The sequence below is a fragment of the Parageobacillus sp. KH3-4 genome, assembly GCF_022846435.1.
Classification (GTDB): Bacteria; Bacillota; Bacilli; order Bacillales; family Anoxybacillaceae; genus Parageobacillus; species Parageobacillus thermoglucosidasius_A.
On the sequence record NZ_AP025627.1, the window covers coordinates 2,783,320 to 2,802,951 of the forward strand.

At 44.1% G+C, this 19,632-nt stretch carries 20 protein-coding genes and 1 pseudogene; 5 read left to right on the forward strand and 16 right to left on the reverse strand.

Translation table 11 applies throughout. The features are described from left to right. Positions 1-7: 7 nt before the first annotated feature. The 7 genes from MWM02_RS14035 to fadH form a co-directional block, all read right to left on the reverse strand. Positions 8-1,141 (reverse strand): N-acetyldiaminopimelate deacetylase, encoded by a 1,134-nt coding sequence (locus MWM02_RS14035; protein ID WP_064551179.1) that lies wholly within the window; start codon positions 1,139-1,141, stop codon positions 8-10. Positions 1,142-1,200: 59 nt separating this feature from the next. After that, positions 1,201-1,911 carry a 2,3,4,5-tetrahydropyridine-2,6-dicarboxylate N-acetyltransferase gene (dapD, locus tag MWM02_RS14040; RefSeq protein WP_064551180.1) on the reverse strand — a complete coding sequence of 237 codons (711 nt, stop codon included), beginning with the start codon at positions 1,909-1,911 and terminating at the stop codon, positions 1,201-1,203. Between the two features lie 81 nt (positions 1,912-1,992). Continuing rightward, positions 1,993-2,451, reverse strand: coding sequence for a cyclic-di-AMP-binding protein CbpB (gene cbpB, locus MWM02_RS14045; protein ID WP_064551181.1), 459 nt, complete (start codon positions 2,449-2,451; stop codon positions 1,993-1,995). A gap of 118 nt (positions 2,452-2,569) precedes the next feature. Next, the gene (abbA, locus tag MWM02_RS14050; RefSeq protein WP_064551182.1) at positions 2,570-2,764 is read right to left on the reverse strand and encodes an antirepressor AbbA; all 195 of its coding nucleotides are present in this window, start codon (positions 2,762-2,764) and stop codon (positions 2,570-2,572) included. Between the two features lie 154 nt (positions 2,765-2,918). After that, a complete protein-coding gene (locus MWM02_RS14055; RefSeq protein ID WP_244402256.1) occupies positions 2,919-3,152 on the reverse strand; it encodes a hypothetical protein in 234 nt (77 codons plus the stop codon). A 52-nt stretch (positions 3,153-3,204) separates the two neighbouring features. Continuing rightward, the gene (locus tag MWM02_RS14060) at positions 3,205-4,422 is read right to left on the reverse strand and encodes an EAL domain-containing protein (RefSeq protein ID WP_244402257.1); all 1,218 of its coding nucleotides are present in this window, start codon (positions 4,420-4,422) and stop codon (positions 3,205-3,207) included. A 585-nt stretch (positions 4,423-5,007) separates the two neighbouring features. Continuing rightward, positions 5,008-5,772 carry a 2,4-dienoyl-CoA reductase gene (gene fadH, locus MWM02_RS14065; RefSeq protein ID WP_064551185.1) on the reverse strand — a complete coding sequence of 255 codons (765 nt, stop codon included), beginning with the start codon at positions 5,770-5,772 and terminating at the stop codon, positions 5,008-5,010. A 147-nt stretch (positions 5,773-5,919) separates the two neighbouring features. Between fadH and MWM02_RS14070 the strand changes: the two genes are divergently transcribed. Next, entirely contained in the window at positions 5,920-6,792 is an 873-nt protein-coding gene (locus MWM02_RS14070) for a metallophosphoesterase (protein WP_244402258.1), read from the forward strand. Between the two features lie 158 nt (positions 6,793-6,950). After that, a complete protein-coding gene (locus tag MWM02_RS14075) occupies positions 6,951-7,385 on the forward strand; it encodes a YkyB family protein (RefSeq protein WP_064551187.1) in 435 nt (144 codons plus the stop codon). A 158-nt stretch (positions 7,386-7,543) separates the two neighbouring features. On the opposite strand, the gene MWM02_RS14080 is transcribed toward MWM02_RS14075, so the two are convergent. Together MWM02_RS14080 and corA are read right to left on the reverse strand one after the other, a co-directional pair. Next, complete coding sequence (locus tag MWM02_RS14080; protein WP_244402259.1) at positions 7,544-8,449, reverse strand: chemotaxis protein; 906 nt, start codon at positions 8,447-8,449, stop codon at positions 7,544-7,546. Positions 8,450-8,702: 253 nt separating this feature from the next. After that, a complete protein-coding gene (gene corA, locus MWM02_RS14085) occupies positions 8,703-9,683 on the reverse strand; it encodes a magnesium/cobalt transporter CorA (protein ID WP_198401561.1) in 981 nt (326 codons plus the stop codon). Between the two features lie 197 nt (positions 9,684-9,880). On the opposite strand from corA, the gene MWM02_RS14090 reads away from it, so the two are divergent. Continuing rightward, positions 9,881-10,108 (forward strand): IDEAL domain-containing protein, encoded by a 228-nt coding sequence (locus MWM02_RS14090; protein ID WP_244402260.1) that lies wholly within the window; start codon positions 9,881-9,883, stop codon positions 10,106-10,108. 189 nt (positions 10,109-10,297) lie between these two features. After that, complete coding sequence (locus tag MWM02_RS14095) at positions 10,298-11,446, forward strand: aminotransferase A (RefSeq protein WP_244402261.1); 1,149 nt, start codon at positions 10,298-10,300, stop codon at positions 11,444-11,446. A 140-nt stretch (positions 11,447-11,586) separates the two neighbouring features. On the opposite strand, the gene MWM02_RS14100 is transcribed toward MWM02_RS14095, so the two are convergent. From MWM02_RS14100 to MWM02_RS14125, 6 genes and pseudogenes are all read right to left on the reverse strand, one after another. Further along, positions 11,587-12,354, reverse strand: coding sequence for a 2-phosphosulfolactate phosphatase (locus MWM02_RS14100; RefSeq protein ID WP_064551190.1), 768 nt, complete (start codon positions 12,352-12,354; stop codon positions 11,587-11,589). Positions 12,355-12,363: 9 nt separating this feature from the next. Further along, positions 12,364-13,419 (reverse strand): phosphotransferase family protein, encoded by a 1,056-nt coding sequence (locus tag MWM02_RS14105; RefSeq protein WP_244402262.1) that lies wholly within the window; start codon positions 13,417-13,419, stop codon positions 12,364-12,366. A gap of 306 nt (positions 13,420-13,725) precedes the next feature. Then, a pseudogene (locus MWM02_RS14110) lies at positions 13,726-14,306 on the reverse strand (TetR/AcrR family transcriptional regulator). A 113-nt stretch (positions 14,307-14,419) separates the two neighbouring features. Beyond that, positions 14,420-16,039 carry a long-chain-fatty-acid--CoA ligase gene (locus MWM02_RS14115; RefSeq protein ID WP_244402263.1) on the reverse strand — a complete coding sequence of 540 codons (1,620 nt, stop codon included), beginning with the start codon at positions 16,037-16,039 and terminating at the stop codon, positions 14,420-14,422. 21 nt (positions 16,040-16,060) lie between these two features. Then, positions 16,061-16,837: an SDR family oxidoreductase gene (locus MWM02_RS14120; RefSeq protein ID WP_064551193.1), complete on the reverse strand. Its 777-nt coding sequence runs from the start codon at positions 16,835-16,837 to the stop codon at positions 16,061-16,063. Positions 16,838-16,854: 17 nt separating this feature from the next. Next, positions 16,855-18,063 (reverse strand): acyl-CoA dehydrogenase, encoded by a 1,209-nt coding sequence (locus tag MWM02_RS14125; protein WP_244402264.1) that lies wholly within the window; start codon positions 18,061-18,063, stop codon positions 16,855-16,857. A gap of 369 nt (positions 18,064-18,432) precedes the next feature. On the opposite strand from MWM02_RS14125, the gene MWM02_RS14130 reads away from it, so the two are divergent. Further along, positions 18,433-19,182 carry an arylamine N-acetyltransferase family protein gene (locus MWM02_RS14130; protein ID WP_064551195.1) on the forward strand — a complete coding sequence of 250 codons (750 nt, stop codon included), beginning with the start codon at positions 18,433-18,435 and terminating at the stop codon, positions 19,180-19,182. A gap of 187 nt (positions 19,183-19,369) precedes the next feature. Here the strand turns inward: MWM02_RS14130 and MWM02_RS14135 are convergent, their stop codons facing one another. Then, positions 19,370-19,543, reverse strand: coding sequence for a hypothetical protein (locus MWM02_RS14135; protein WP_157778155.1), 174 nt, complete (start codon positions 19,541-19,543; stop codon positions 19,370-19,372). Positions 19,544-19,632: the final 89 nt, after the last annotated feature.

A 19,632-nucleotide genomic window follows, 5' to 3' on the forward strand; every position in this document is an offset into this window, starting at 1 on the left:
AATTTCATTATTCATTGTTTCCTTTCCACGTAATGTACGATGTCAAAAACGCAATCGCTTGATCAATCGCCGCTTCGTTTGGCGCTAATTTCGCATGATGCAAACCGTAAGGAGAATCGACGCCAAGCCAAAACATAAACCCCGGAATTTCTGCAAGCATATAGCCAAAGTCTTCCCCTGTCATCGCTTCTTTGCAGCGAACGAAGCGAATTTCCGGATAGTCTTCGGCAAACTTGATAAATTCCGCCGTCAATCCCGGATCGTTGTAAACCTGATGATACATGGAGCCATAGTCAATTTCCGCTTCGCATTGATATGCGATCTTTATTCCGTTCACCAGCGCTTCAATCCGCTCTTTCACTTTTTTCATTGAATCAACCGACAATGTGCGGATCGTCCCTTCCAAACGTGCACATTCTGCGATCACATTTTGCACGGTGCCGCCAGAAATTTTTCCAATGGTAATAACAGCGCTGTCAAGCGGATCGACATTGCGCGCAACGATAGACTGAAGCTGCGTAACAAGCGAGCAGGCGGCAACAACCATATCGTTCGCCAAGTGTGGAAACGCCGCGTGTCCGCCTTTTCCTTTTAAGTCAATAAACAATTCTGACGTATTCGCAAACAGCAAGCCTTCTTTCGTCGCAATCGTGCCGACTGGGTATTCCGGGGCAATATGTAAAGCGATAATCATATCAGGTTTCCAAACTTGCATTATCTCACTTTCTAACATTGGCTTTGCTCCGCCCGGCCCTTCCTCTGCCGGCTGGAAAATAAATAATAAGTCATCCTTGATCGGATGCTCGGCAAAATGCGCAAGCAACCCAAGCGCGATGCTCATATGCACATCGTGCCCGCATGCATGCATGTTTCCTTCATGCTCCGAGCGGTACGGCAATCCGGTTTCCTCCTTAATCGGCAAACCGTCGATATCGGTACGATAGCCAATCATTTTTCGCGGATCTGTTCCGTTTACTTTCACAAAAATTCCTGTTTTCCACGTCTTTATTTCCAGCCGTTCTTGCGGCAACGTGTGAATATAGCGCAATAAATACCGCTGCGTTTTAAATTCTTGAAAGCCTAGTTCAGGAATTTTGTGCAAATCACGGCGAATCGCAACAAACGGGCTAATTGATGACATATGAATCTCCTCCATGGAAAAAAGAGCTGCCCAAGCGAATGGACAGCTTTTGCTCTTTCTTATAATTGACGGAGCTCTTGTTTAATCTCCGTTTTTGCCTTTGTTTTTTCATCAATTTTTTTAATGACACGCGCCGGAACACCGGCAACAACCGTATACGGCGGCACATCTTCCACTACAACAGCGCCTGCCGCAACAACGGCGCCTTTGCCGACGGTAACTCCCTCTAAAATAACGGCGTTTGCTCCAATGACAACGTCATCTTCGACAACCACCGGTTTCGCAGAAGGCGGTTCGATGACTCCAGCTAAAACAGCGCCTGCACCAACGTGGCAATTTTTTCCGACCGTCGCGCGCCCGCCGAGCACTGCGTTCATGTCAATCATCGTTCCTTCGCCAACAACGGCGCCAATGTTGATGACCGCTCCCATCATAATGACCGCATTATCGCCAATTTCCACTTGGTCACGAATGATCGCACCCGGCTCAATGCGCGCTTTTACCCCTTTTAAATCAAGAAGAGGAAGCGCGGAATTGCGTCGGTCATTTTCAATCACATAATCTTCAATCTTGTCTTTATTTGCTTCTAACGCTGCTTGAATTTCTTGCCATTCCCCAAAAACGACGCCAGCATTTCCAGCGATAAACGTTTTAGCGTTTTCTCCAAAATCGATCCCCTCGAGATTTCCTTTTATGTATACTTTAACAGGAGTCTTTTTCTTACTATTTTGAATAAAAGCGATAATTTCATTTGCGTCCATCATTTTCATGTCCAAACATCCTCCCTTTCTTCTCTGTTCTTTTTTACTTTAGCAGAACAGAGATAACAGTGACAAGCACTATTTTCTTATTTACGAAACGTGGTTGCGATATTTCCATAAACGCAGCTGTTTGTTTACACGTTTTAAAAATTCCCGCCTCGTAAAAATTCCTTCAAAATAGCCATCGTTATTTTCAACGCAAACAAATGGATGATTCACGATAAGCTCAATCCCTTTCAACACATCATCATCCAATAAAAGGCGCGGAATATCTTTATTCATCACTTCTTCCACTTTCATCGTTTCTAATCGTTCAAATTCGATGCGTTCCAATCCTAAAATCGCATCCATAATCATCGTCATGCTAATTAATCCATGAAGTTTATACGAAGTATCCAATACAGGAATAGCGGAATATCCCGTTTTCGTTAACACTAATAACGCATGGTCTAAATAGTTGCCGAGTTGAACATGCGCGACTTTATCAGAAGGAATCAGAAATTGTGCGACAGTCATATGTACAAACTCATTGTTTTCAAAACTTGTCATCCCCATTTTCCGCCTTTCTCTTTTCAGCGTTTTTCTTTTTTCAGTTTATCATATTTTTATTGTTTTCTTATAAAAAAATCACTATCGCTTATTTTCAGCGATAGCACTATGTAAAAAATTACATGTTTTGAAGAAGCCGATCGTATAAATGTAAAAGCTGCTGATATCGTTTTTCGTCCACTTGCTTCTCGCCGTTTTCTATATCAGCGAGCTCACAACTAACAAGCTCCAATGCATATTGTTGCGCAAACAAAATATCAAGAAGCAATATTTGCTCTTCATGCGATAACATTTCAAGCAATTGTTTCCCCATATTTCATTCCTCCTTTAGAAACAATATATTCAGCGGAAATGTAAAAAAGTCTACTCGAACAGCGAATGCTTCCCCCTTCGCTCGTCCAACGCGCGTTTTTCTCGCTAATGCATAAAAAAAGAGCACTCCCAAAAGGGCTGCTCATATTGCCTTATCAATAATAACGTAATGCTAAATAAAAAATTACAATCACAGCTAATAAGCCGGCCAAAACATACGCCAAGAAAACCGGGTTGCGCAAATAGGCATGTTCTTGCACTTTCTCGGGGAGCGGAGCGTCTAATTCCCCCTGCCATTTTTGCTGCCGGCCAAGACGGTACGTGTACACGCCTCCAACCACCACAATAAAAACGGCAATGATCGATAATACAAACGTCAACTGTGCCATTGTTTCTTCACCTCATGCTTACTTTGCCACGAGGAAAAGAATTTATGCAGTTTTAGTAATGAGCATCGTGTTCAAATAAATAACTATACGATAGATCGATGAATAAATAGTGGTGGTCATCAATCGGGTACGAATACGTCCGAATCGTTTCCCCTGTTTCAATATCTGTGTATAAATCGGAAAGAATTCCGCGTTTGCGTGAGCGCATCCGGATAATATTTTCTAAAAAGTACGGCCGCCAGCTCCAATTTTTCATATAATATTGCGGCTGAAGTTCCCATTGATTATCTTGTTTGAAGATGTTGGCCGACTGTTGAAATCCGTCTTCGTCGCAAACATAAATGCGGAAACAAACGTCATTCAACTCATTCGCTAAAAGCGAGATCAGTTCGTTAAAATCAGAGACTTTTTTATATTTTGCTAAAAGCGCAGTCAGCCGTTGCTGAAACTGTTCAGAAATGCGATAGAGCGTTTCTAGTTTTTTCTTTTCTTGCTGAATAAAATGGTGGCATTCTTGGCGCAGAAGCTCTTTCAACATATCGCGCGGCACCAGCTCGGCAGACGGTTTCGCCAAATAGTACCCTTGGTAATAACGCCCCCCATTGCGCCATGCGTATTGCAATTGAAACGATGCTTCAATATCTTTGTATAAAAGCGTTGCTCCGATTTTACGGGCGAGCAGGGAAAGGGAATAAATCACATCTTGGTACGCTTGATTGACGGAAGTTTTCCGCAATTGACGCAAATCAATTTTCAAAACGTCAGGTGACAATAACCCGATTCTCTCCAAATTGCTGCTATGTTCTCCTATATTATCCACCGCAATTTTAATTCCGTATGTGCGAATATATGTTAACAAGTGGCTTAATTGATTCAAATCCCCTTTAAAATGATGTTCATTGATCTCTAACACAACGCGCTCCAGCGACAATCCGCGCGCTTCATACTGAAGAAGCAGCTGCAAAAACGACTCGGCACGGTCAAGCATCAATAAGTTCGCATCACGATTTAAAAAAATAAGCGGCGTATAATCGTCGAGGGAAAGAAAATAATCAAGCGCTTTCTTTGTCACTACTTCGTCCACTTCTAAACGAAACTCTTCCGGTATTGTTTCGTCATGAAAAAACGGACCTAGGCTTACCACTCCCGTTTCTGATTCGTATCTTCCCAGCACTTCATATCCAACCACACAATGTTCATCAGCGCTAAAAATCGCTTGATAGTACGGAAAAACTTTTTGTAGATTCGCCATTACGTCTAATGCATCCATCTTGCTCACCTCTTTTAACGCCACGCCATCTTTGCCAAGTTACGAATAATGCCTAATTGATTAAAATTTAAACCTATTAAAATCTTATATTAAACATTATTCTTCGTGAAGATGCATTTAGCTTCACATGGGCTCGTACACCCCATCCGTTCAATCATTTGGAGATGCTTACTTAATCATTTGATAAGTTTCATTTACATCCTTCATTTTACTATTTCTTCGTTGCCTTGAAACAAACCTCTTTTAATTCTTCCATGCCTGTTTTTGTTTCAACATTCTATTTAATAATTATATCGAAGGTCAAGTTCCCATTCACTTTCAGTCCAGTAAACGGTATCACCGTTATATCATTTTCAGGACTCCATCGACACGAAAAAAATGAGGGAGCCACTCATGATAAAGTTTGCTAACGGCGAAACGTATCCATAACGAGTTTGAGAGAAAGGCGCACGATATGGAAAGCGGCTTCCTAATGCTAGGAAACCGCTTGTAGCGCATCCACCTTTCGATCATCGGCGTTTTCGCTTTTTATTGCCATTCCTACTTCTTTCAGATGATAAGTACCTGCGCGGACGAAGCGCGCTTTCAAAACGGGTATTGGTTAAGCCACTGCCCACCGTCCATTGTGATGCATTCCCCATTGATGTAAGCAGCATCATCAGAAAGAAGAAACGCGGCAAGCGCGGCAATTTCTTCCGGTGTGCCGAGACGCCCTAGCGGAACGCTTTCCATTGTCCGTCTTTCTGCTTCTTCCGATTCCCAAAGCCGTTCCGCTCCTCCTGTCCGCTCAATTGGCCCAGGTGCAATCGCATTGACGCGAAATCCATATTTCCGTCCCCATTCTACCGCAAGCGTCCTTGTCATCGCCAACACGCCTGCTTTCGCACATGCGGAATGAATGACACCTGCGCCAGCATTCCAAGCATACGTGGCAACCATGTTGATGATGGAACCTTTTTGGCCGTTTTTAATCCAATAATTTCCGACCTCGCGGCTGCAATAAAACGTACCATTTAATACGATATTAATGACGCTGTTCCAGCCATTGATCGATAGCTTCTCAGCAGGGCAAATAAAATTGCCGGCAGCATTATTAATGAGAGCGTCAATTTTCCCAAATTCCGCATCTGTTCGCTTTACCATTTCGGCAACTAATTCAGGGGCGCGCACATCCATTTGAATCGGAAGAACTTTCCCGTTTGGAGATTCAATTTCTTTTTTCGCTTCTTCGAGCGCTTCGCGCCGTCTCCCTGTAATAACGACATTCGCTCCTTCGGATACAAACCGTTTTGCCATATATTTTCCCATCCCGCTCGAACCGCCAGTAATAATGATTACTTTTCCATTCATGTTTCTCCTCCTTTGCCAAACGACTGATTACTCATTCATTTTCATCATACTATAAAATGACCGAATTTTCGAACATTATCACTCCCCTATTGTCCTTTGTTTCTTTTTTCCATTATAATAAAACTAATTGTGAAAGGACGGCATATGATGGAACGATTAGAAATAACGAAGATGAATCGGCGAACATTTTTAAAAAAATTGCTGGGCACCGGTGTCGGCGGAATGCTGGCGGCATTATTAAGCTATTATTACGCCCGCTTTATTGAACCTGGACAATTAACCATTACTCACCATATCATTTCTCATCCGCTTATTCCGAAAGAATTTACAGGAATCAAACTTTTGCAATTTAGCGACGTTCATTTAGGCCACTATTACGGATTAGACCGCTTTCGCCACATAATCAAAAAAATAAACGAATTGCAGCCAGATATTGTGCTGTTTACGGGGGATTTATTGGATAAGCCAAACAAATATCCGCACATTGATGCAGTTGCCCGAGAGCTTTCTCGCATTCGCGCTCCGCTTGGAAAATTCAGCATTTACGGAAATCACGATCACGGCGGATATGGAACAGACATATATCGTTATATTATGGAGAAGGCCGAATTTCGGATGCTTGTCAATGAACATGCCCTTATTCGGAAGGAGCGAAGCTTTATTGCAATTGCCGGTGCGGATGATATGATGCTCGGCAAACCGAATTTTTCTGAGATGATAAAATCGATCCCTGATTCGACCTATACGATCGTGCTGTTACATGAACCAGATGGCGCCATGCAAACGAGCCGTTATCCCGCTCACCTGCAGTTATCGGGACATAGCCATGGCGGGCAAGTCCAGCTTCCTTTCATCGGTCCGCTCATTACTCCTCCGCTTTCTGAAAGATATTATGAAGGGTTTTATCAAATTAGCCATTTAACGTTATATGTTAACCGCGGCCTTGGCACGACAAGGATACCGCTTCGATTTCTTTCGCCGCCAGAACTTACTGTCTTTACATTGCAACATCAAGCATAAGAATATGAAGCAAAACCGTTAAAAAACGGCCGCTTCTTTGCCTGCCGCCGCATATCGCCAAAAGATAAAACAAACGAAAGAAAGCGGTTTTGCAAACAAATGTTCATTTTGTATAATAAAAACTAAAATTAGATAAGCTATGAAAAGGAGAAATGCCGATGGAACCGTTAGAACCGACAGTAGATAACTTAGCCAAAGCGATTTTTACCGTAAACCGCCACGCAAAAACCGCGTTAAACCCATCTTTTCTATATCTTCTTAAGAAAAAAGCCATCGAAAAACTACTGCAAGAAGGAAAGGCGAAAAAAATCGGCCTGCATTTTTCTCGCAATCCAAAATACAGCCAACAGCAATCGGATGTACTTGTCGCTGTCAGCAATTATTATTTTCATATTCCTCCAACGAAAGAAGACTTCGCACATCTTCCACACCTTGGAGCGCTTAATGACTCTTACCGCAATCCTGTCGCAAGAATGCCGCTGTCCCAGGCGAAGGCGCTGTTACAAGCATACACGGGCGTCAAAGAAACGCCGCCAAAACGAAAAAAGCCGTATCAAAAACCTGTGTTTAAGCGGCTTGGAGAAAGCTATTAATAAAAAAAGCGGTTCTATTATTCGAACCGCTTTTTTTATTAAAATAGTAAACGAACCGAGTCGTTTGCTTCTTTATGCACCTGTTCGGCTTTTTTTGGACGCCCACATCCGAATCCGCTTTTCAATATGTATAAACGCAAGTTTTTTTATTCTTCAATCTATAAGATATGCGCATCAATCATGTTGACGAGTTCGCCAATTTGCGGTTTGCTTACTTGTGCTGTCGCACCGACTTCCTCTCCTTTATGGCGAAGATCGTCGGTAATAAGAGAAGAAAAAATAATGACAGGAAGTTTCTTTAATCTTTCGTCTTCGCGAATGCGCTTTGTTAAATGATGTCCATCCATTTGCGGCATTTCAATGTCCGTAATAACAAGCTGCACTTCTTCAGCGATGTCTTTTCCTGCATCAACAATCGATTGCAAATAGCGGAGAGCATCCTCGCCATTTTCGAAAAATTCCACCAATCCGTATCCCGCTTCCGCCAACGTCTCGTGCAACAATCTTCTTAATAGCGGAGAATCTTCCGCGACGATGATCTTTTTCTGCGAACGTTCGCGATTTTCAAGCTGTTTCGTTTGCTGCGTGTTTATCCCTAAGTCTGGGTTAATGTCGACGATAATTTTTTCAAAATCCAACAATAAAATCATTTGTCCTTCCAATTTCACGACACCAATAATTTGCGCTTCCAGCCCTTGGTACATTTGCGACGGCTTTTCAATCTGTTTCCATGAAATTCGATGGATGCGTGTCACATCATGTACATGGAAAACGACTTTTAGTTGATTAAACTCAGCGACAATAAATTTATCATGTTCAGGATGCTCGGAAGATGGAAAATGAAGCACTTTTGCCAAATCCACAACCGGAAGCACTTCTCCGCGCAGCTCAATAATCCCTTCAATATGCGGATGAGAATGCGGAATTTTTGTAATCGGAAGCGGGCGAACAATTTCACGCACTTTCATGACATTGATCGCAAAATGGTTATTCGCAATTACAAATTCGACAATTTCCAGTTCGTTCGTACCGCTTTCTAATAAAATCCGTGATTTTTCCGTCATCGTCAATACGTCCTTCCTGCTTTTTAATAATCTATATATTATATTTTTATTATATTGTTGAATGCGCAAAGAAGGAATATTTTTTTCGTGTTTATTTTCATAATTGTTTTGCAGCCTGAAAATAGTGACAGAATGTTTGGTCGTGGCTGAAACACACCTTATCGGCTTTATGTCGCAGGCCATCCTTGCTGCGAATCGCAGTCATTGTACCAGAGGAACGGGTGGCAACACGCGCGGTTTGAATAAAAATCCATCATTTCTTCTCTTTGGAATCATTCCCTTTATGGAATCGGAACCAGCCGTTCCGTTTAAACCAAAAAAACATCGAAATCGCAATCACCGCCATTACTCCAAGGACCATAAAGTAGCCGTACTTCCAATGCAATTCCGGCATGTAATCAAAGTTCATTCCATAAATGCTCGAAATGAACGTTAATGGCATAAAAATCGTCGTAATAACCGTCAATGTCATCATAATGGTGTTCATCCGGTTCGAGTTAAGCGACAAATAGCTATCGCGTATATCAGACGTAATTTCGCGATTCGTTTCAATCATTTCCGCCAGCTTCAGAAGATGATCGTAAATATCATGAAAATATAGTTGGCGCTCCTTCATCCGCTGCAGACGTTCAGAATGAATAATCCGGTACAGCAAATCGCGCATTGGCACAATCGTTCTTCTTAACTTCGATAAATCGCCGCGAATGTCAAACACTTTTTCGATAATTTCTTGAATTGTCTCATCGTTTGCGTTTTCCTCTAATTCATTCAACACATCTTCAATATGATAAATCGGAGGAAAATAGTCGTCGACGATCTTGTCTATGATGCGGTACATTACATGGAAAGGCCCTTGCTGGACATCTTCCTCGCTCTTGATTCGTTCCCATACTTCATTCACGGCATGAATGGACTGCTTATGGAAAGAAACGATAAAATTTTGTCCGACAAATAAATCGACTTCCTCCGCTTCCAGCGAACTTTCTTCGATCGCATGCAACACAACAAATAAATACCGGTCATAAAAATCCAGTTTTGGCCGTTGCACGTATTCCAAACAGTCTTCAATCGCAAGCGGATGGAAATGAAAAAAGTCAGCCAGCAGCTTTGCTTCATCTTCAGTCGGTTCATGAAAATCAACCCAATACCATGAAACATCGGAGCTATTGACAAACGAAAGCGGAACATCATACATTACGTCAAACTCTTTTGTCACTGCACATGTTCGAATCATATTAATCACCTTATACCCGTCATTTACTTCCCTTTACATATGATAACCGAAAATATGTTACATCCCAATAAAAAAGGAGATATATGTTGCAGAAAATACCATATGAATATTTATCAAAATTTTCTTTACTTTTTTATCAAAAATTAGGATAATATAAAAAAGGGAACTTATCGTTCCTAAGCAAGGGGGAATCACATATGTACGAAAAGCAATATCCTTATGAAGGCGCGATTTTGTTTAGCCAAATGGAAGAACCCAATAGCTATGGTCCGCTTGCGGAAAAAGTGTTGGAGCATGCGATATTCCAGTTCCAAAAACAAAAACTGATGGAAAAAATCGACGAGGCGCTGATGTCGCGAAACAAGTCCCTCTTTTTGGAACTTTCCGCACAATATAATGAACTTTTAAAAAAATACGGTGCGTAATAAGGAGAAAAAGATGTTCGAGTGCGAAACGTCCGAATCATATAATCAAACAATAAGGTGAGCCGCCTTTTCAAAAATTTCTTTAAGAAAAACGAAGGCGGCTCACTTTTATTTTTTCATCATTCTCACTCCATTGTCAAACATGATAAAATGTTATTAAACATGTGATAACGGAAGGATGAACAACTGGTGGAACATCTTATTCATTCGCGTGTAAAAAACATTGAAATATCCGGCATTCGCAAATTTTTTAACATGGTTGCCAACCGTCCCGATTTGATTTCATTGACGATTGGGCAGCCGGATTTTCCGACTCCCGAACATGTGAAAGAGGCGGGAAAAGAAGCAATTACCGACAATTTCACAACGTATACACATAATGCTGGTTTTCTTGAATTGCGCCAAGCCGCTTGCGATTTTATTCGCGAGAAATACGGACTGGATTATCGTCCTGACGAAGTCATTGCCACCGTCGGAGCAAGCGAAGCTCTTGACATTACGTTTCGTACCATTTTAGAAGAAGGAACAGAGGTAATTTTGCCCGGCCCCGTCTATCCGGGATACGAACCATTGATCCGGCTTTGCGGGGCAAAACCGGTATATATCGATACGCGGTCTAACGGATTTCGTCTATCCGCCGAGCTAATCGCTCCTCACTTAAACGAGCGGACTCGTTGTATCGTACTCCCATATCCTTCGAATCCTACCGGGGCCACATTATCGGAACAAGAGCTTCAGGAAATTGCTGCGCTCGTGAAAGGCCGGCCAATTTGGGTGGTCTCGGACGAAATTTATAGCGAACTCGTTTACAACGGCCGTCACCATTCGATCGCAAAATGGCTGCGCGAACAAACAGTCGTTATTAACGGATTGAGCAAATCCCATTCCATGACAGGGTGGCGAGTCGGTTTTGTATTCGCTCCGTCTTTCGTTACAAAACATATGATCAAAGTACACCAATACAGCGTTTCATGCACATCTTCTGTCTCGCAAAAAGCTGCGCTCGCCGCCTTAACAATTGGGAAAAATGATGCAGAAACGATGCGCTCGCAATATAAAGAACGGATGGAATATGCTTACCATCGTCTCATCGACATGGGATTGAAAGTGGAAAAACCGAGCGGCGCCTTTTACTTATTTCCATCTATCGCCGCTTTCGGCCAATCCTCTTTCGATTTCGCGCTTGATGTCGTGAATAAAGCCGGCGTAGCGCTCGTTCCCGGCAGCGCCTTTTCCGAATACGGGGAAGGACACGTGCGCCTTTCTTACGCTTATTCAATAGATACGTTAAAAGAAGGGCTGGATCGCCTAGAACGATATATTAAAGAAAGACAGTGAGTATGTGCTGACCGTACTCACTGTCTTTTTTCTTTCGTCACATAGCTGAATGCGTTTGCCATGCGGACAGCGGATAAAACACCGCATCATCTTCGTTGCGAGTGGATCAATAGTTTGGCAAACCGCGCTCGCCGTTTTCTTCAAAAAGAAAATGTCCGCTTCGCCACATCTCGAATTTCCCAGACCGACGTCGTCTTTTGCAAAACCGGAATGACAGAAAGCACTCCTTGCCGATTAATGTAATTGATGTCTGCTTCAAGGCCGTGGGCCATCATCCATCGCCCGACCCGCGAAGAGGCAATCACTGTTTTTCCGGCGCTTTCCGTATGATATTTTTCATAAAAAAGCAGCGCCGCCATGGCAGCATCAGATAAACCGCGCTCGGAGACGCCGCATTGAAGCAAGCAAGAAATAAAATAACCGGCCCCATAAAAATCTTCTAAACAAAATCGCCCTGACGAACCGGAACAAATAGCGACAACGGTTTCAGAGGAATGATGGCGGCAAATATATTCGGCAAGCGCCCGGCCATTGAGCAAGCTCCCGACGTAAAGATGATTGGCATCCACTGCCTTGCAAATCGCAACCGTTCCGTTTGTCGTTGATAAAATAAGCGTTTTTCCCAGACAAAATCTTTGCAAAAAAAGAGGAGCCGGGGGATGAAACCCGTCAATCGTTTTTCCTTCATACTCCCCGACAAGTTCATAATTGCCGTTTGGCAACAAGTTCGCCTGCGCTTTCGCTTCATGCGCGCTTCTCACCGGAATGACAGAAGCGGCTCCGAACGAAAGCGCAGCGGTGATCGTCGATGTGGCGAGCAAAATATCAAATACTACCGCCACTTTCCCGTTCCCTAAAGCTGCTTCATCAATATCTTCTTTGCGAAACACAACGTGAGCGCTCGTCATATATTCACCTCAACGAATCGCTAACTGCCATGCATGTTTTACGAGCGCCGGAACAAACTTGCCAAAATGGCGGAAGCGCTCATCATTGGTTTGCCCACGGCGATAGCGATAATAAATTTGCTGGCAAATGACAGCGAGCTTAAAATAAGCAAACGTTAAATAAAAGTGCATATTCGAAACGTCGCGTCCGCTTTTTTCTGCATACGCCCGAATAAATTCATCCCGCGTATAAAATCCCCGATATACAGTAACCGGTGTTTTTCCAAATCCGTTTTTTAGTGACGGCGGGTCGTCATCTTGAATCCAATAACTCATTGCCACCGCCACATCCGCTAGCGGGTCTCCGACTGTCGCCATTTCCCAGTCTAATAACCCGACCATTTTAGTAATATCGTCTTCGGCAAACAACGCATTGTTTAATTTATAGTCATAGTGAATAATTGCCGCTTCGCTTTTTTCCGGAATATGACTCGCAAGCCATTTCGTTAACGCCTCCACCTCTTGAATATCGTCCGTCTTCGCCCGCTCATACCGTTGGGTCCAGCCATGAACTTGCCGCTCCATAAACCCTTCCGGTTTCGCCATGTTTGCTAAACGCGTTTTCGTATAATCAAGATGGTGAAGCGCCACAAGCGTGTCCACCATCGTTATCGAAATATTTTGACATATTTCTTCCGCTGGAGTGACATGTGCCGGAAATTCTGTATCTAATACGATTCCTCTGCGCCGCTCCATAATGAAAAACGGGCTCCCGATAATCGATTCATCATCGCAAAACAACAGCGGCTTTGGCGCCAATGGAAAGATTGGATGAATTTCTGTGAGCCATGTGCTTTCCCGCTTCATATCGTGCGCTTTCGGCGCCACCAAACCGAGCGGCGGGCGGCGCAACACCGCTTCCCATTCGCCGCATGATAGCAGATACGTCAAATTAGAACGCCCTGCCGAAAATTGCTGAATTTGCAGAGTCTCTTCCGGAAAATCCGGAATCTCCTTTCTTAAAAAATTTGTTAACTTCTCGACTGGCAACTCTTCTCCTTTGCGTACGGGAATAATCGCCGCCACTACTTCCCCTCCTTTCCGTTGCGAGTGTTTTTGGCGCTTCCTAATTAATGAATGGCTCCTACATGCGATTAGCGCAAATCTGAATTTCCGTGCGCAATCAAACGCCATCGATCGATTGCTGTTTCATGGAACCGCCGCCAATACAGCAATACGTGGAGCAGCCATCTTTTATTCCCTCTTTTTTTACTGACTAGTTAGTATGTTGAAATGAGCGGCGAAAAAACGCGCGCTTCGCTACGATAGCAACGTCGCGGCAGGACATAACTCGGCCGTCGAACTGTTCCCTCTCGCTGCAAACCTGCGGAATTAGCCGTTGGCAGGCGGCCTTTTCTCCATTCCTTCCAGCAAAATCGCAACCATTTGTTTCGCTACTTCGAAATCGCTTAGTTCACCATCAGGCCGAAACCATTGATAGCTCCAGTTTGCCGCCCCCAAAACCATCAAGGTCGCAATAGACGGATGTAAATCTTCGCGAAATGCCCCACTTTTTATTCCTTTTTCAATCAGCGATTGAAGTTCGTAGCGAAACATGTCGCGCTTTTCGATAATCTTTCTTAAGTGTTCTTCATTTAAATGTTTCATTTCCCGGAAAAAAATACGCGCCTGTCTCCCTTGTTTCTCAATGTTATGAATCAGCATATAGACGATGTCCAATACTTTTTCCTTTATCGTTTTTACGGGATCGTCCATAATTTTCTTTTGCTTTTCAAGCAATCCTTCAATATAGCAAAGATGAATATCCATTAACAATTCTTCTTTGCTTTTAAAATAATAGTAAAATGTTCCTTTGTCACTCCTAGCGCGTCCACAATATCTTGAATCGAAGTTTCGCTAAATCCATTTTGTTCAAATAGTGCGATGCTTGCTTCCATGATTTTTTCTCTCACGCTCTTCCACCTTTCCTGCCTTATTTCATTCCCGTCATTACATCATAAAACGGACAAGCCGATATAGCAACAAACATTTGACTTGACCGTTTCGGAAGAGCGCGCTTCTTTCTTTATTTTGAGTTTGAGCGGAGCGCTTCTTCGCGAAGGGCACGGCGCAAAATTTTTCCGACGTTTGTTTTCGGCAATTCGTTGCGGAATTCCACAATGCGTGGCACTTTATAAGCGGCTAAATTTTTGCGGCAATGGGCGATAATCTCCTCTTCCGTCGCTTCTTTTCCATTTTTTAATACGATGATCGCTTTTACCGTTTCGCCGCGGTATTGATCCGGTACGCCGATAGCTACCGCTTCTCTCACCGCCGGGTGTTCATAAAGCACTTCCTCAATTTCGCGCGGATAAATATTGTAACCGCTTGCGATAATCATATCTTTTTTCCTGTCGACGATGGTGACATACCCTTCTTCATCGACGGTTGCCAAATCGCCCGTATATAGCCATCCATCACGAAGTGTCACCGCTGTTTCTTCCGGCATGTTCCAATATCCTTTCATCACCTGCGGACCACGAATAACCAACTCTCCGACCTCGCCTGGCTTCAGCTCTTCTGTCCCTACGGCTACATCAACGATTTTATATTCCGTCATTGGCATTCCAATTCCTACCGTTCCCGGTTTTCTTTCGGCAAATGGCGGATTGCAGTGCGTCACTGGCGACGCCTCGGATAAACCATACCCTTCCAGCACCACCGCTCCTGTTTTCCGTTCAAACTCCCGCATTAGCTCGACTGGCATTGGAGCGCTTCCGCTATTGCACGTTTTAATGCTGTTGATGCTGTACTTTTCCACTCCCGGCGTATTCGTGATCGCGACATACATCGTCGGCACTCCCGGAAAAACGGTCGGCTGCTTCTCTTTAATGATCTCCAGCACTTCCTGCAGCTCAAAACGCGGCAATAAAATATTATTTGCCCCGACATAAATCGCCATATTCATTCCCGATGTCATCGCAAACACGTGGAAAAGCGGAATGACAGTGAAATACCGTTCCTTTCCCATCTCATACGTTCCTTTGAAAAATTCCGCGCATTGCATGACGTTTGCTAAAATGTTTCGATGGGTTAACATCGCGCCTTTTGAACGGCCGGTTGTTCCGCCTGTATATTGCAGCACGGCAACATCGTGCTCCGGTTCGATCGGTACCGGCTGTACGTTTCCGCTTCCTTGCGCAAGAAACTGTTCAAACGTCACATCTGGAGAAAATGACGCGCCTGTTGGCTGAAAGCTGACGACAATCGCCCGCTTGATTGGCGTGTCTTTGCGCACCGCCTGCAACCGTGGATAGACAGCATCATAAATGACAACCGTTTCCGCTCCCGAATCGGTGAAAAGATGAAGCAGCTCACGTTCAACGAGCATCGGATTCACTTGCGTCACAATCGCGCCAACGCGCAAAATTGCATAATAAGCGATAACATATTGCGGGCAGTTCGGCAGCATAATAGCAACGCGATCGCCCTTTTGGATGCCTTGCTGCTGCAGGCTTGAGGCAAATTTCTCGACAGCATAGGCAAGCTCGCCATACGTCATCACTTTATCATAAAAAGTTAATGCTGGATTGTCGCAATATTGTTTGGCGCGTTCTTGCAAAATATCGCACATCGTGATATCGGGAATGGCAAACTGGAAAGCTATATGTTTTGGATATAACGAAGCCGCCTTCTTTTCGTTCATTTTTCTTCTCCCCCCTCTTTTTTAAGAGCTCGCATGTGTGCCGCCATCGACAACGATTAACGATCCCGTCACAAAGTCGGAAGCGCGGGACGCTAAAAACAACACCGCACCTTTCAAATCATCTTCTCCCCCAAAACGTTTTAGCGGCGTGTTTTCCAAAATTTTTTTCCCCACTCGTTCAAGGATAACCTTTGACATTTTCGTTGGGAAAAATCCCGGAGCAACCGCATTGACATGAATGCCGTATTTTCCCCATTTTACCGCTAAATCTTTTGTAAACGTAATGACTGCCCCTTTGCTTGTGTTGTAGCCGATCGTATTTAACACTTCCGGATTTGTTCCGCCGAGCCCGGCGATAGAAGCAATATTGATAATTTTGCCGCTTTGCTGCCGAATCATCACTTTTCCGACCGCCTGGCTCATCAAAAATGTTCCGGTGACATTGACATTCATCACTTTCTGCCACGCTTCTAGTGGCATCTCCTCCGCAGGTGCCCCCCATGTTGCGCCGCTGTTATTGACTAAAATATCAATTCGTCCAAATTCGTCTACCGCCGCTTGAACGACGCGCTGCACATCGTCCGGATTAGTGACATCGCATTGCAACGCAAGAGATTTCACGCCAAGTTTCTCTAATTTCTCTCTTACTTGTTCACACGCCTCCACTTTCCGCGAACATACGACAACGTTGGCTCCCGCTTCCGCCAAACCGACAGCGATTTGCTCGCCTAGCCCGCGTCCTCCTCCAGTGACAATCGCCGTCTTTCCAGTAATTTTAAATAAATCGAGCACATGCATTCTAACTCTCTCCTTTATTATTGGTATTGCCGCAATTCTAATTTAGCGATCTGCTCTTTATGTACCTCATCCGGCCCATCGGCAAGACGTAGCGTACGCGCGTTTGCCCAATGTGCCGCAAGCGGAAAATCGTCGCTAATTCCCGCTGCGCCAAACACTTGAATCGCGCGGTCGATCACTTTTAACGCTACATTTGGCGCGACTACCTTAATCATCGCAATTTCTTTTTTCGCCGCTTTATTTCCAACCGTATCCATCATGTACGCCGCTTTTAATGTAAGCAGCCGTGCTTGCTCAATCTCAACGCGCGACTGGGCAATCCAATCACGGATAACCCCTTGTTCCGCCAGCGGCTTCCCGAACGCAACCCGCTTTTGCACGCGCTGGCACATCAACTCAAGCGCCCGCTCCGCCGCACCGATAAGCCGCATGCAATGGTGGATGCGTCCTGGACCGAGACGTCCTTGCGCAATGGCAAAACCTTTTCCTTCCTCCCAAATAATGTTTTCTTTCGGCACACGGACATGGTTATACGTAATTTCCGCATGGCCATGCGGCGCATGATCGTATCCAAACACCGGAAGCATCCTTTCCATTTTCACCCCCGGCGTATCAAGCGGCACAAGAATCATCGATTGCTGTTCATGTCTCGGCGCTTCTGGATTCGTTTTTCCCATGACAATCGCAATTTTGCACCGTGGATCGCCGGCGCCCGACGACCACCACTTCCGCCCTGTAATCACATATTCGTCACCATCGCGGACGATGCTCGCGCGGATGTTTGTCGCATCGCTTGACGCAACATCCGGTTCGGTCATCGAAAAGCACGAGCGAATCTCCCCGTTTAGCAATGGGATCAGCCATTTCTTCTTCTGCTCTTCCGTTCCATAACGAACGAGCACTTCCATATTCCCCGTATCAGGGGCATTGCAATTAAACACTTCCGGGGCGATGAGGGAGCGCCCCATCATCTCGCAAAGCGGCGCATACTCCAAGTTTGTCAGCCCTGCCCCATATTCGCTATCCGGCAAAAATAAGTTCCATAACCCTTCTTTTTTCGCCTTTGCTTTTAATTCCTCTATAATCGGCGGAACGGCGGACCACCGCGATTCTTGCGCATTCAGTTGTTCTTCGTACACTTTTTCATTTGGATAAATATACTCTTCCATGAAAACGCTTAATTTTTTTAACAGTTCTTTCACTTTCGGCGAATAAGAAAAATCCATAATATTCCCCTCCATGTATACTAACCGGTTGGTATGCAGCTTCATTTTTACTATATCCTTATTTATAAAAATATTCAATATTTTTAGATAAATAACAAAAAAGACATCACACCATGCTTCGAGCTATTTTTTCTTCGTTTAGTTAGCAGACATATTTCCTTGTTATGAAGCGAGAGAGGGCTACATTGTTGAAAAAACCGTTGAGTATCTAAACACAAACATGATTATTTACAGAATTTTTTGTTTTTTATATAATATTGTATTTAAGGACGATGGTCTTTATCACCCACAGGCAGAAGCCTTTTCAGTGACCCTCTGTCCACAAGTATCGAAGCTTCATCCATAGTCTGGTCAAAGGAGATGAACGCCATGAATGTATCCGCTTATCTCAACCGCATCGGTATCAAAACAGTTGGCCGTCCTGATCTATCGTTATTGTCGCTCCTTCAGGAGAGTCATTTGCTCCATGTCCCGTTTGAAAATTTAGATATCTTCCTCAACAGACCGATTCGGTTATCGTTACCATCATTGTTTAAAAAAATTGTTGAACAACGTCGTGGCGGTTTTTGCTACGAATTGAACGGATTGTTCGATTGGCTTCTTCGGGAGTGTGGTTTTACCACATCACTCATCTCCGCACGTGTGCGGAAAGCGAATGGTTCATTCGGTCCCGAATTCGATCATTTAGCCTTGCTGGTTCATTTGGACCAACCGTATTTGGTGGATGTGGGCTTTGGTGACAGTTGTCGGCGTCCGCTGCCGTTGACGGGAGAAGAGGCAGAAGACATCAGCGGTCGTTACAGAGTCATTTCGGATAATGCACCAGAAGCCTATGCCCTGCAAAAACAGACGGAAGACGATTGGGTTACAGAATATCGTTTTACAACCCGGCCATATGAGTTGAACATGTTCACCTCAATGTGCGAATACCACCAAACCTCTCCTGCATCTACTTTTACGCAGAAAAAAATGTGCACGATCGCCACTCGGGATGGCAGAATCACGCTCACCCCGGATTTTGTGACGGTCGCCCGAGACGGACATAAACAAAAGCTCCCCGTCTCATCCAATCAACAATTTCATGAAATGCTTCATCGTTTTTTTGGAATTCAGCTGTAATGGGCTCCTAAGTCCCGAGAGTTGAACAATACCTTCGCGAAAAACAGACAGATATAATACCGTTAGGGTGCCAAAAACAAATATCCTGTAATGATAATGGGGATTGCAACTCCTAGATATGTCATCAGAAGGTCGGAGTCTTCCTCCGACTTCTTTAATTTATGCACATTATTTGGTTTCATCGTCTTTAAACTGTCGGCTGCTCCTTTAACGCATCAGCAAGAATTTCTCTCATTCCTTCGCTGGAAAATACCACTTTCGTCCGGCTTGATATTTTGGAAAACCCGGATCGTAAAAAAATTTTTCTTTGATGCTGTTCCCGCTCATGCATGTTTGGCGGCAGAGCTCTTTCATTTTCCAAAACGTGTAGCGTCTTTCCAACTGTTCAAGCCGTTTTTGAGTTCGTCCAAGAACATTTTTTCTTCGCCTACATGATGGTTATCATTAATA